This window comes from Caenimonas sp. SL110 (assembly GCF_001044395.1).
Classification (GTDB): Bacteria; Pseudomonadota; Gammaproteobacteria; order Burkholderiales; family Burkholderiaceae_C; genus Ramlibacter.
In genome coordinates this window covers 137,357-150,363 of sequence record NZ_JANU01000002.1, presented here as the reverse complement: position 1 = coordinate 150,363, position 13,007 = coordinate 137,357, and the positions used below count along the sequence as shown (strand labels likewise).

Genomic DNA, 13,007 nt, shown 5'->3' with positions numbered 1-13,007 from the left:
CGCTTGCCCGAACCGATCCCTCCATGACAACGCCCTTCGTCCATCGCAACCTGCCGCGGCTACTTTTGCAGGCGCGCGAATCGGTAATGGCGCATACCCGCCCCAGCCTGCGCGAGCACGGCCTGTCAGACCAGCAATGGCGCGTGCTGCGCGTGCTCGGCGAACACGGCACCGTGGAGACAGGCCGCGTGGCACGAGAGGCCTTCATCCTGGGACCCAGCCTGACCGGCGTGCTGGCGCGCATGGAACGCGATGGGCTGGTGCAACGCGAGCGTGACCCTGCTGACCAGCGGCGCACCGTCGTCGAGGCCACGCCCCGGGGATTGAAGCTCGTTGAAAAACTGTCGCGCACGGTGGAGGCGCACTACGAGTGGATGGAACAGTCGCTGGGCAAGCGAAAGCTCGAGCAGCTGTATCAATTGCTTGATGAAGTCATCGAACTGGAGCAGCCATGAGCATTCCCCCGCTGCGCACTGTCTACGGCACGCTGCTGAATTTTCGCGGCGAGGCCGATGCGTGGGCCTCGAAGATGAACGAGCCGCCCTACAAGGCGCCACCCAGGGCACCTGTGCTGTACATCAAGCCCGCCAACACCTGGAGCGCCGACGGCGCGAACATTCCTGTGCCCGCGCGCGTCGCGCAAGTCGAGGTCGGCGCCACTATAGGCATGGTGATGAAAAGCGCGCATGAAGTCGCGGGCTATGTGCTGATGAACGACCTGGCGATCCCGCACGACAGCTACTTTCGCCCGCCGGTGAAGTACCGCTGCCTCGATGGTTTTCTGGGCATCGGCGCGCGCATCAGGCCGCGCAATGAAACCGGTGATCCATCCGTGTTCAGGCTGGAGGTACGCATCAACGGCGAGTTGAAGCAGACGGTGCGCTTTTCCGATCTGGTGCGCCCCGCAGAACAACTGCTGGCCGATGTGTCGGAGTTCATGAGCTTCGCGCCGGGCGATGTGTTGATGCTGGGTTGTGACATCGGCCGCCCTTTGGCGCGCGTGGGTGACACGATCGCCATCAGCATGCCGGCCCTGGGCACACTGACCAACACACTGATCGCGGAGGCCGCATGAAGCACGCGCGAATCATTCACGGCGGTGTGACCCAACGCGCGGTCGAGCAGGACGGCCAGTTGCTGCTTGCAGACGGCACGCGGGTCGCATTCGACGCGGTCACCTGGTTGCCGCCGCTGGAACCCACACCGCTGCCACGCACCATCCTCGCGCTGGGCCTGAACTATGCGGACCATGCGAAAGAGCTGGAGTTCAAGGCGCCCGAGGAGCCGCTGGTTTTCCTGAAAGGCGAGACGGCCCTCACAGGACATCGCCAGAAGACACCGCGTCCGGCCGGCGTGCAGTTCATGCACTACGAGTGCGAACTGACCATCGTCATCGGGCGCACGGCGCGCCATGTGAAGCGCAGTGATGCACACGACTTCATCGGCGGCTACACCGTCGCGAATGATTACGCGATCCGCGACTACCTGGAGAACTGGTATCGCCCCAACCTGCGCGTGAAAAACCGCGATCGCACCACACCGATAGGGCCGTGGTACGTGGACGCAGCCGACATCGCCGACCCGATGGCGCTCGCCCTGTCCACCACGGTGAACGGCAAGGTCACGCAATCGGGCAACACCAAAGACATGATCTTTGGCGTCCCCTTTCTCATCGAATACTTCTCCAGCTTCATGACGCTGCGGCCCGGCGACATCATCCTGACGGGCACGCCCGACGGGGTTGTCGATTGCAGGCCGGGCGATGTGATCGTGACCGAAATCGAGGGACTCGGCGCCCTCATGAACACCATCGAATAGACATGCGCATCGATCACCTTATCAACGGCAAGCCGGTTGCAGGCGCCGATTATTTCGAGACCATCAATCCGGCGACGCAGGAAGTGCTGGCTGAAGTTGCATCTGGCGGCGAGCAGGAAGTCAACGCCGCAGTGGCCGCCGCAAAAGATGCCTTTCCCAAATGGGCCGCAATGCCCGCGCCGCAGCGCGCGAAGCTGGTGCGCAAACTCGGCGACCTGATCGCGGCGCACGTTCCCGAAATCGCGCAGACCGAGACCAACGACTGCGGCCAGGTCATCGCGCAAACCGGCAAGCAGTTGATCCCGCGCGCTGCCGACAACTTCTACTACTTCTCCGAGATGTGTACCCGTGTCGACGGCCACACCTATCCCACCGAAACGCATCTGAACTACACGCTGTTCCATCCGGTCGGTGTGTGCGCGCTGGTGTCGCCGTGGAACGTGCCATTCATGACAGCGACATGGAAGGTCGCGCCGTGCATCGCGTTCGGCAACACCGCCGTGCTCAAGATGAGCGAGCTGTCGCCGATGAGCGCTGCGCGGCTGGGAGAGCTGGCAATGGAAGCGGGTATTCCGCCGGGTGTGTTGAACATCGTGCATGGCTACGGAAAGGAAGCGGGCGAGCCGCTGGTCAAGCACCCGGACGTGCGAGCAATTTCTTTCACCGGCTCCACCGCGACGGGCAATCGCATCGTCCGCGAAGCCGGCCTGAAGAAGTTCAGCATGGAGCTGGGTGGCAAATCACCGTTCGTGATTTTTGAGGACGCCGATCTCGATCGCGCGCTCGATGCGGCCATCTTCATGATTTTTTCCAACAACGGCGAGCGGTGCACGGCGGGCAGTCGCATCCTGGTGCAGCAGTCGATCTATGCGGACTTCGCGCAGAAGTTTGCAGCGCGGGCAAAGCGTCTGGCAGTGGGCGATCCGCTGGATGAAAAGACGGTGATCGGGCCGATGATTTCGCAGGCACATCTGGCCAAGGTGCGCAGCTACATCGAGCTGGGACCGAAGGAAGGCGCGACGCTGCTTTGCGGCGGGCTCGAAGCGCCGGTGGTGGCCGATCGCGTGAAGCGCGGCAACTATGTCATGCCCACTGTATTCGCCGACGTCGACAACCGCATGAAGATCGCGCAGGACGAAATCTTCGGGCCGGTCGCGTGCCTGATTCCGTTCAAGGATGAAGCTGATGCGATCCGGCTGGCCAACGATATCCAGTACGGACTGTCCAGCTATGTGTGGACCGAGAACATCGGCAAGGCGCATCGTGTTGCGGCGGCCGTGGAAGCAGGCATGTGTTTCGTGAACAGCCAGAATGTTCGCGATCTGCGCCAGCCGTTCGGCGGCACCAAGGCCTCGGGGACGGGGCGCGAAGGCGGCACCTGGAGCTACGAGGTGTTCCTGGAGCCCAAGAACATTGCGGTGTCGCTGGGCTCGCATCACATTCCGCATTGGGGGCTGGCATGACGCCAACTGTCATCAAGAGAGCTGTCATGCCGGACGTGATCCGGCATCCACCGCGCAGCGGTTGCGGCCGTCGAATGCATGGATTGCGGGTCAAGCCCGCAATGACAGCCTATCTTGCGCATCAGGAGGCTCGCCATGGGTAAGCTCGCACTGGCCGCCAAGATCACACACGTCCCTTCGATGTACCTGTCGGAGTTCCCTGGCCCCAACTTCGGTTGCCGCGACGCCGCCATCAACGGGCACAAGGAGATCGACAGGCGCTGCAGGGCACTCGGCGTGGACACCATCGTCGTGTTCGATGTGCACTGGCAGGTCAACAGCGAATATCACATCAACTGCGGCCCGAAGTTCGAAGGTGTGTACACCAGCAACGAGCTGCCGCACTTCATCAAGAACCTGCCCTACGCGTATCCGGGCAACCCGGCGCTCGGCCACATGATCGGCGACATGGCCAACGAGATGGGGGTCAAGAGCAGAGCGCATTCCGACACCACGCTCGAACTGCAATACGGCACGCTGGTGCCGATGCGCTACATGAATTCGGACCAGCACTACAAGGTGGTCTGCGTGAGCGGCTGGTGCGACTGGCATGACCTGAACGAGTCCGCGCGATTCGGCCTGGCCGTGCGCAAGGCGATAGAGGAGAAGTACGACGGCACTGTCGCGGTGTTCGCAAGCGGCTCGCTCTCGCATCACTTCGCCGACAACGGCCGCGCGCCCGAATTCATGCACAAGGTGTACGACCCCTTCCTGGAACAGGTCGATCACCGCGTCGTCGAACTCTGGAAGCAGGGCGACTGGAAGACCTTTATCGGGATGCTGCCGATGTATGCCGAAAAGTGCTGGGGTGAAGGCGACATGCACGACACGGCGATGCTGCTCGGCCTGCTGGGGTGGGATCGGTACGAAGCGCCTGCTGAAATCATCACACCGTATTTCGGAAGCTCGGGTACAGGCCAGATCAACGCGGTGTTTCCGGTGACGCCGCTTGACGTTGCTTGACGTTGCTTGACGCCGGAGGAAATTAATTGGAATCCGACCCCAATTCTGGTTGTCATTGCGGATCAAGTCCGCAATGACAGCCAATCACCAGGAATGCCATGCCACATCTCGTGATTCTGTACACGCCCAACGTCGATGCGATGACCGACATGAGCGCGCTCTGCCGGTCGCTGGCCGACGAGATGCTCACGCTGCGAGATGAAGACGACAAGCAGGTCTTCCCCACAGGCGGCACGCGTGTGCTGGCGTATCCGGCCGCGCACTACGCAGTGGCAGACGGCAAGGGCGATTACGCCTTTGTGTACCTGAACATCCGCATGGCCGTGGGGCGCAGTGATGCGGTGAAGAAGACAGCGGGCGATCGTTTGCTCGATGTGGTCAAGCAGCACTTCGCGCCCATCTTCAACAACCATCTGATCGGCATCACCTTGCAGATCGACGAGAGCCCGGGCCAGGTGTATGACGGCAAGCACAGCTCACTGCATCCACTTTTCAACCAATGACCTTCACATCCGAAACCATCGCCCAGCTCGCGCGTGAACTCGACGAGAGCGAGAAGTCGCGCGTCCAGGTGGAGCACTTTTCCAGGCGCTTTCCCGACATGACGGTGGAAGACGGTTACGCCGTCTCGCGGGCATGGGTTGCGATGAAGATCGCAGCGGGTCGCACCGCGCGCGGCCACAAGATCGGGCTTACTTCGCGCGCAATGCAGATCTCCAGCCAGATCGACGAACCCGACTACGGCACCTTGCTCGACGACATGTTCTTCGAAGCAGGCGATATCCCCGCGAGCCGGTTCATCGCGCCGCGCGTGGAAGTCGAACTGGCGTTTGTGCTCAAGCATCGTCTTGAAGGCAAGACGATCACAGTCGAACAAGTCCTCGCCGCCACCGACTACGTGCAACCCGCCATCGAGATCATCGACGCGCGCATCGAGCAGTTCGATCGCCACACGAAAAAGATGCGGCGCGTGCAGGACACCATCAGCGACAACGCGGCCAATGCAGGCATCGTGCTGGCCGGGCGCAAGGCTCATCCGCACGAGGTTGACCTGCCGTGGTGCGGCGCTATTCTTCGCCAGAATGGTGTCGTCGAAGAGACCGGCCTTGCAGCGGGCGTGCAGGGCCATCCTGCGATCGGCGTTGCATGGCTGGCGATGAAGCTGGCTGCATGGGGAGAGTTCCTGGAAGCCGGCGAGGTCGTGCTGGCAGGCTCATTCACAAGGCCCGTGGCCGCAAAGACCGGCGATGTTTTCGATGCGGATTACGGCCAGCTCGGCCGGTTCGAATTTCGTTTTGTTTGAGCACTTCAAGAAAGAGACAAGCCATGCACACACCCGTCAATCCCTTCAAGCAGGCCCTGCGCGAAAAGCGCACCCAGATCGGCCTGTGGGTCGGCCTGGCCGATCACTACGCCACCGAGATTTGCGCGGGCGCCGGTTTCGACTGGCTGCTGCTGGACGGCGAGCATTCGCCCAACGACATCCGCACCATCTTGCAACAGGCGCAGGTGATTGCGGGCTACCCGGATTCGCACGCCATCGCCCGCGTGCCGGTGGGCCACGGCAACATCGGCACCACGCTCATCAAGCAGTACCTTGACCTGGGCATCCAGACCCTGCTGGTGCCGATGGTTGATACGGCAGAGCAGGCCAGGGCGCTGGTGCAGGCGATGCGCTATCCGCCCGGCGGCATTCGCGGCATGGGCGGCTCGCGCGCATCGCGCTGGGGCCGGCTGCCCAACTACGCCAAGGAAGCCAACGACCAGGTCTGCCTGCTGGTGCAAGCCGAGTCGCGCGAGGCGCTGGCGAACCTGGACGCCATCGCGGCTGTCGAAGGCGTGGATGGCATCTTCATCGGTCCCGCCGATCTGTCGGCAGCACTGGGCCATGTGGGCGACCCCATGCATCCCGAAGTGCAGGCGGCCATCGAAGACGCGATGCACCGCATCAACAAGGCCGGCAAGGCGGCGGGCATCCTGACCCCGGCAGAGCCACTGGCGCATCAATACATCCAGATGGGCTTTACTTTCGTGGCCGTCGGGCTCGACTCCAACCTGCTCATGAAGTCGACGACCGGCCTGGCCGCCCGATTCAAGCTGGGCCCCGACGCGCCAGCGAGCAAGACCTACTGAAGGAGCACGCCAGATGAACGCAGTTCTCAAACCCGTTGCCGCAGCGATGCATCCCGATGAGTGGCAGGCGCGTGTGCAGCTCGCCGCTTGCTACCGCATCTTCGACATGCTCGGCTGGACCGAGATGATCTACAACCACATCACGATCCGCCTGCCGGACAGCGTGACCGGTGGACAAAAGCAGTTCCTCATCAATCCCTTCGGCCTGCACTACAGCGAAGTGACGGCGAGCAACCTGCTCAAGATCGACCTGAAGGGCAACAAGCTCGACGACAACCCGTGGCCGGTGAATCCAGCGGGCTTCACCGTGCATTCGGCGATCCATGAAGGCGTGGACAACGCGCATTGCGTGATGCACACGCACACCACCAACGGCCTCGCCGTCGCGTGTACTGCTACCGGCCTCGCGCAAAACAATTTCTATTCGGCGCAACTGCACGGACTTGTGGCCTATCACGACTTCGAGGGCATCACGGTGCATGCCGAGGAAACGCCTCGCCTGTTAAAGAGCATGGGCAACAAGCCGGCAGTCATCCTGCGCAACCATGGTCTGCTGACCTGGGGGCCGACCTTGCCGCTCGCGTTCGTTCGCCTGTGGACACTGCAGCGCGCCTGCGATGTGCAGGTCGCGCAGGCCGCGCTCGGCCCCGCCATTGCCGTCCCGGTTGCCGTTGCCGAGAAGACAGTCGCCGATTCGTTTCAGTGGGACGCGAAATTCGGCGCGGGCCAGGACGTGTTCGACGCGCTGGTGCGGCGCGTGGACCGGATCGACTCCTCTTACAAGAACTGAATCAACGCATGAAGAAGGTTTGTATTTACGGCGCCGGCGCGATCGGCGGATGGCTGGGCGTGCGGCTGGCGCAGGCCGGTTGCGAAGTCAGCGCGGTGGCGCGAGGCGCGACGCTGGAGGCGCTCCAGAAAAACGGCTTGCAACTCACCACGAACACGCCCGCGCAGACCGATCAGGTCGACGTGCGTGCCAGCGCGTCGCCTGCCGAGCTGGGTGTGCAGGACCTGGTCATCGTTGCCGTCAAGGCGCCGGCCATGGCCGAGGTCGCCCGAGCAATCGGCCCCTTGCTCGGCCCCGACACCATCGTGCTGACGGCGATGAACGGTGTGCCGTGGTGGTTTCTCGAAGGCTTCGGCGGCGAGCACGCAGGCAAGCGCCTGTCTTCGGTCGATGCCGATGGCAGCATCGGGGTGAACGTGCCGGTCAAACACATCATCGGTTGCGTGGTTCATGCCAGCTGCTCGCTGGACGGCCCCGGCCGCGTGCGCCAGCATTTCGGCAACAAGCTCATCATCGGCGAGCCTTCAGGCGAGAAGACGCCGCGTGTTCGCGAGCTGGCTGCCCTGCTCGAACGTGCCGGGCTGGAGGCGGTCTTGTCCGACCAGATCCAGAAAGACACCTGGTTCAAGCTGTGGGGCAACATGACGATGAATCCGATCAGCGCCATAACCGGGGCCACGACCGATCGCGTGCTCGAAGACGACCTGGTGCGTGCGTTCATCGGCAAGGTGATGCTGGAAGCCAAGGAGATCGGCGCGCGCGTGGGCATCGTCATCGACCAGGAGCCCGAGGACAGGCACCAGGTCACGCTCAAGCTGGGCGCCTTCAAGACATCGATGCTGCAGGACGTGGAGGCCGGCAAACCGGTCGAGCTCGATGCGTTGGTGACCGTCGTCCGGGAGCTGGGCCAGATCACCGGAGTGCCGACACCTTCCACCGACGCGCTGCTGGGTCTGGCGCGACTGCACGCACGCGTGCACGGCTTGTATTGATGGCGACCCGTTGATGGGAACGTCCCGCAAGGCGATCAGCGGCACTGCGTTCGCGACGCTGCTGTTGATCGCGCTGATGATGGGTGCCAACCACGTCGCGGCACGCATCGCGTTCAACAACGGCGTGGACGTGGCGACTGCGGTGGTGTTCCGCAGCGCCGTGACGGCCACCGTGATCGCCATCCTGCTGTCGCTGCAGCGCGTGCGCATCGCATTCACGGCGCGGCACAAGCGCATGCTGCCGCTGGTCGGTTTGCTCATCGGCGTGCAGAGCCTGTGCCTGTATTCAGCGGTGGCGCGTCTTCCAGTTGCGCTGGCGCTGCTCGCCTTCAATACCTATCCCCTGTGGACCGCGATCTGGTCCTTCCTGATCTACCGGCACAAGCCCGAACGGGCCTTGCTGATCGCCATGCCAATCATCCTGGCCGGGCTGGCGCTGGCACTCGATGTGTTCGGCGCTGCTTCGGGCCTGGGCGCTGCCGGGCAGTGGCTTCGGATCGGCGCGGGTGTCGGCTTCGCGCTGGCCGCCGCAGGCACCTTCGGCCTGGCGCTGGTCATCACGCAGCACGAAGCCGGTGACGTTGATGGCCGCGTGCGAACGGCCACGACGATGACGATTGCAGGCCTGGTCGCGCTCGCCACGGTGGGCGCGCAAGGCGGCTTCCACTTGCCCACGGCCCCCGCTGGCTGGGGCGGGCTGGCGGCACTCACTTTTCTCTACGGCACCGCCTTCACGATCATGTTTACGGTGCTGCCGCGCCTGGGTGTTGTCGGCAATTCAGCCATCATGAATGTGGAGCCGGTGTTCGCGCTGGTGCTCGCATGGCTGCTGCTGGGCCAGACCATTGCGCCGATACAGGTTGCGGGCGCGCTGGTCGTCGTTGCGGCCGTCATGGTGCTGGGGTTACGCAAAAGTTCCTAATTTTTAGTTGCGCGCGGGCCGGTGCAGTGATTCAATCCGCCAGTGGCCGCCCCGCTGGATCCTCCCCAACCCGCTCCGCCCAGCATGTTTGCTGCGCGGGCCAACCGCATCAACCTCGTCAATGCGTTGACGGTGGTGGTGCTGGTGGTGCTGGCCTGGTCCGCATGGCCCAGCGACGCCGCGCGGCTCCAGACGCGTGCGGCCGACTACGTCGAAGCCCTCAACCGTGGCGATGCAGCAGCCAGCTACCAGTTCCTTTCGCCCGCCGTCCGCAAGCAGATGTCGCTCGATGCCTGGGCCGCCCGCCCATCGCCGCGCCGCGAGATTGCGTCTGTGGTGGTGAACGACGCAGCCGATCAGGGCGTGGTCACGCTGTCCGACGCGACCACCCTGCGGCAAGTGCCCACGACCTGGGTCCGGGTCGACCGGGTCTGGTACCACGACCCGCAGGTCAAGTAATCAATCGACGACGACCGGCACGCGCTGCGCCAGCGCGCACATGAGTTCGTAGCCGACGGTGCCCGCTGAGCGTGCGACTTCGTCAATGCTCAGGATTTGCCCGTTGCCCGCGCGGCCCCACATCGTCACCGCGCTTCCCATGCCGGCCTGCGGCACCGGCGTGAGATCGACGGTGATCATGTCCATGCTCACCCGCCCGACGATTCGGGTGCGAACGCCATCGACCAGCACGGGCGTGCCAGTGGTGCAGTGGCGCGGGTAGCCATCGGCGTAGCCGCAGGCGACGATGCCGATGCGAAGCGGCTGGTCGGCGACGAAGCTCGATCCGTAGCCCACGGTGTGACCCACATCGAGCTGCTGCACGCCGATGACCCGCGTCGCAAGCGTCATGGTCGGCTGCAGGCCCCAGTGCGCGATGTCGTGATCGGGATAGTCGGGTGCGCTGCCGTACACCGCAATGCCCGGCCTGATCCAGTCGCCGCGCACGGCCGGCTCGGCGCCCATGCGAAGGCTTGCCGCGCTGTTGGCGACCGAGCGCTCACCCGGCAGGTCGTGCGTGACTGCATCGAACGCTTCGAGCTGATGCGCGATGCCACGCGCGCCGTCGGCATCGCTGAAATGCGTCATGAGCGAAATCTCGTCGACCTGCGGCAAGGCGTTGAGCCGGGTCCATGCGGCGCGGTAACGCGGCGGCGTGAAGCCCAGCCGATTCATGCCCGAATTCATCTTGAGGAACACGCGATGCGGCTCCTGCGTCTTGTGCGCGGCCAGCATATCGATCTGCTCATCGCAGTGAATGGTGTGCCACAGGCCCAGGCGCGAGCACAGCTCCAGGTCACGCGCTTCGAACACGCCTTCCAGCAATAGCACCGGGCCGCGCCAACCGAGCGAGCGCACGCGCTGCGCTTCGTCCAGGTCGAGCAGTGCGAAGCCATCGACGCCGCGCAATCCGTCGAACACGCGCTCGATGCCGTGACCGTACGCATTGGCCTTGACCACCCCCCAGACCCGTGCATCGGGGGCCGCATTTCGCATGCGGGCGAGGTTTTGCCGGAGTGCTTCAGTGTCGATGGTGGCCTGGATGGGACGGGGCATGGCGGGATTAAAGCACTGGGCAGCGTGATATAACGCCGAGTCAGTTGGAGACACTCGCATAAAACACTGCCCATCAGCTTGCCTGATGCGCTCACGAAGCAGGAATGAAGCGCGGTTTTTACACCCTCATGTCGGCGCAGTTTTTCTCGTCGCTGGCCGACCAGGCGCTGTTCGTCGCCGCGGTAGAGTTGATCAAGTCCGGTGGCGGCGCCGAATGGCAGCGCGCCGCACTGGTGCCGATCTTCGCGCTGTTCTACGTCATCCTCGCGCCATGGCTGGGCGCGTTCGCCGACGCTTACCCCAAGCGGACCGTCATGTTCGTGAGCAACGCGATCAAGGTCGCGGGGTGCCTGTTGATGCTGGTGGGCCTGCATCCCCTGGCCGCCTATGCCGTCGTCGGCCTGGGCGCCGCGGCCTACTCACCGGCCAAGTACGGCATCCTCACCGAGATGCTGCCCGCGTCGCAGCTGGTCAAGGCCAACGGCTGGATCGAAGGGCTCACCATCGCATCGATCATCCTGGGCATCTTGCTGGGCGGCCAGCTGGTGGGTCAGGTCATCGCCGGGCGCATGCTCGCGCTCGACTTCCCCATCATTGACACCGGCATCGACACACCGCCCGAAGCAGCCATCTTCGTGCTGATCTTCATCTACGCGCTGGCTGCATGGTTCAACACGCGCATTCCCCACACCGGCGTCGAAATGCGCCCGATGCCAAAGAATCCGCTGGAGCTGGTCCCCGATTTCTGGACCTGCAACTCGCGTTTGTGGCGTGACAAGCTCGGCCAAATTTCGCTGGCGACCACCACCTTGTTCTGGGGCGTGAGCGGCAACCTGCGCTACATCATCCTGGCCTGGAGCGCGGCGGCGCTGGGCTACAGCACGACGCAGGCCTCGTCGCTCGGCGGCGTGGTCGCCATCGGCACGGCGGTGGGCGCCATCATCGCGTCGATGCGCATGAAGCTGGACACGGCCACCAGCGTGATCCCGATGGGCATCCTGATGGGCCTGCTCATCATCGTGATGAATTTCATCAACAACGTCTGGGCGGCAGTGCCTTTTCTCATCCTGATGGGCGGGCTGGGCGGCTTCCTGGTGGTGCCGATGAACGCGCTGCTGCAGCACCGGGGCCACAACCTGATGGGCGCGGGCCGCTCGATCGCGGTGCAGAACTTCAACGAGCAGGCCTGCATCCTGTTCCTGGGCGCGTTCTACAGCCTTTCGACCGGAATGGGCATGTCCGCGTTCGGGGCCATCACCGGCTTCGGGCTGATCGTGGCCGGCGTGATGTGGGCGATTTCGCGCTGGCACAAGAGCAACACCATCAAGCACCGCGAAGAGCTGGACCACCTGCTTCGCATCGCGCGCCACGACAACTCGCATGGCTAGGGCCGGCTGAGCGTGTCCACCGGCTCCGGCGCCACACGCGCGCCCAATACCCTCGCGCCCGCTCTCGCACTCGTCATCAACGCCTTCGTCTGGGGGGTTTCGTGGTGGCCGTTTCGTTACCTCGAAACGCGCGGACTTCACCCGCTCTGGGCGACGGCGACGATCTACCTCGTCTCGCTGTGCCTGCTGCTGATGGTGCGACCCCATGCCGGCAAGGGCTTTGGCAAGCAACCCCTGCTGTGGTTGCTGATGGCCGCAGCCGGCTTCACCAACGTCGGCTTCAACTGGGCGGTGACGATGGGCGATGTGGTGCGCGTCGTGCTGCTGTTTTATTTGATGCCGGCCTGGACGGTGCTGCTGGCCTGGCCGATGCTGGGCGAGCGACCCACCGCTGTCGGGCTCGCGCGCATCGCGCTGGCGATGGCTGGTGTGGTGATCGTGCTCAAGGCCCCCGGCTCGCCCTGGCCCATCCCGGAAAGCGCCACCGACTGGCTCGCCATCGGCGGCGGCCTGAGTTTTGCGCTCACCAACATCCTGCTGCGCAAGATGAGCGATGTGGCGCCGCCGGCCCGCATCCTGGCGATGTTTGCAGGTGGCGCGATTGCCGCTTCGCTTGCAGGCCTTGTGGTGATGAGCTTGGGATTGATCGCCGCCCCGCCCTTGCCTCGCGCCGATTGGGCGCTGGTCGCCTTTGGACTGAGCCTGGGGTTTCTCGCGAGCAACATCGCCCTGCAGTACGGCGCGTCGCGCGTGAACGCGCACACCGCCGCGCTCATCATGCTGTCGGAGGTCGTGTTTGCAGCTGTCTCATCCGTGCTGCTGGGCGCAGCCGAGATGAACACCCGCACCTGGATTGGCGGCTCGCTCATCCTGGCTGCGGCGGTGTGGTCTGCGATGTCGCCATCGTCACCCAAGGCGCACTGACCCCACGGACCCCACTGGCGA

General features: G+C 64.0%; 15 protein-coding genes. 14 read left to right on the top strand and 1 reads right to left on the bottom strand.

The features are described 5' to 3' along the window. The first annotated feature begins 23 nt into the window (after positions 1-23). From hpaR to AQ12_RS01345, 12 genes are all read left to right on the top strand, one after another. Positions 24-455, top strand: coding sequence for a homoprotocatechuate degradation operon regulator HpaR (hpaR, locus tag AQ12_RS01400; RefSeq protein WP_048438041.1), 432 nt, complete (start codon positions 24-26; stop codon positions 453-455). After that, positions 452-1,075, top strand: coding sequence for a fumarylacetoacetate hydrolase family protein (locus tag AQ12_RS01395; RefSeq protein ID WP_048438040.1), 624 nt, complete (start codon positions 452-454; stop codon positions 1,073-1,075). The genes hpaR and AQ12_RS01395 overlap by 4 nt, the downstream gene beginning before the upstream one ends. After that, positions 1,072-1,818: a fumarylacetoacetate hydrolase family protein gene (locus tag AQ12_RS01390; RefSeq protein ID WP_048438039.1), complete on the top strand. Its 747-nt coding sequence runs from the start codon at positions 1,072-1,074 to the stop codon at positions 1,816-1,818. The genes AQ12_RS01395 and AQ12_RS01390 overlap by 4 nt, the downstream gene beginning before the upstream one ends. Positions 1,819-1,820: 2 nt before the next feature. Next, positions 1,821-3,281 carry a 5-carboxymethyl-2-hydroxymuconate semialdehyde dehydrogenase gene (gene hpaE / locus AQ12_RS01385; RefSeq protein WP_048438038.1) on the top strand — a complete coding sequence of 487 codons (1,461 nt, stop codon included), beginning with the start codon at positions 1,821-1,823 and terminating at the stop codon, positions 3,279-3,281. A 135-nt stretch (positions 3,282-3,416) separates the two neighbouring features. Next, the gene (gene hpaD / locus AQ12_RS01380) at positions 3,417-4,283 is read left to right on the top strand and encodes a 3,4-dihydroxyphenylacetate 2,3-dioxygenase (RefSeq protein WP_048438037.1); all 867 of its coding nucleotides are present in this window, start codon (positions 3,417-3,419) and stop codon (positions 4,281-4,283) included. 98 nt (positions 4,284-4,381) lie between these two features. Beyond that, complete coding sequence (locus AQ12_RS01375) at positions 4,382-4,786, top strand: 5-carboxymethyl-2-hydroxymuconate Delta-isomerase (RefSeq protein WP_048438036.1); 405 nt, start codon at positions 4,382-4,384, stop codon at positions 4,784-4,786. Next, positions 4,783-5,586: a 2-oxo-hept-4-ene-1,7-dioate hydratase gene (gene hpaH / locus AQ12_RS01370; protein ID WP_048438035.1), complete on the top strand. Its 804-nt coding sequence runs from the start codon at positions 4,783-4,785 to the stop codon at positions 5,584-5,586. The genes AQ12_RS01375 and hpaH overlap by 4 nt, the downstream gene beginning before the upstream one ends. Positions 5,587-5,609: 23 nt before the next feature. After that, positions 5,610-6,416, top strand: coding sequence for an aldolase/citrate lyase family protein (locus AQ12_RS01365; RefSeq protein WP_048438034.1), 807 nt, complete (start codon positions 5,610-5,612; stop codon positions 6,414-6,416). A gap of 13 nt (positions 6,417-6,429) precedes the next feature. After that, positions 6,430-7,206 carry a class II aldolase/adducin family protein gene (locus AQ12_RS01360; protein WP_048438033.1) on the top strand — a complete coding sequence of 259 codons (777 nt, stop codon included), beginning with the start codon at positions 6,430-6,432 and terminating at the stop codon, positions 7,204-7,206. Between the two features lie 8 nt (positions 7,207-7,214). Next, positions 7,215-8,198 (top strand): 2-dehydropantoate 2-reductase, encoded by a 984-nt coding sequence (locus tag AQ12_RS01355; RefSeq protein ID WP_048438032.1) that lies wholly within the window; start codon positions 7,215-7,217, stop codon positions 8,196-8,198. 13 nt (positions 8,199-8,211) lie between these two features. Further along, the gene (locus tag AQ12_RS01350) at positions 8,212-9,120 is read left to right on the top strand and encodes an EamA family transporter (protein WP_048438031.1); all 909 of its coding nucleotides are present in this window, start codon (positions 8,212-8,214) and stop codon (positions 9,118-9,120) included. A 42-nt stretch (positions 9,121-9,162) separates the two neighbouring features. After that, a complete protein-coding gene (locus tag AQ12_RS01345; protein WP_152682624.1) occupies positions 9,163-9,579 on the top strand; it encodes a hypothetical protein in 417 nt (138 codons plus the stop codon). On the opposite strand, the gene alr is transcribed toward AQ12_RS01345, so the two are convergent. Then, complete coding sequence (gene alr / locus AQ12_RS01340; RefSeq protein WP_048438029.1) at positions 9,580-10,674, bottom strand: alanine racemase; 1,095 nt, start codon at positions 10,672-10,674, stop codon at positions 9,580-9,582. It abuts the gene before it with no gap. A gap of 104 nt (positions 10,675-10,778) precedes the next feature. Here alr and lplT point away from each other — a divergent pair, with 104 nt between their 5' ends. Together lplT and AQ12_RS01330 are read left to right on the top strand one after the other, a co-directional pair. Next, positions 10,779-12,062, top strand: coding sequence for a lysophospholipid transporter LplT (gene lplT / locus AQ12_RS01335; protein ID WP_048438028.1), 1,284 nt, complete (start codon positions 10,779-10,781; stop codon positions 12,060-12,062). Between the two features lie 12 nt (positions 12,063-12,074). Then, entirely contained in the window at positions 12,075-12,986 is a 912-nt protein-coding gene (locus AQ12_RS01330; protein WP_048438027.1) for a DMT family transporter, read from the top strand. Positions 12,987-13,007 lie beyond the last annotated feature (21 nt).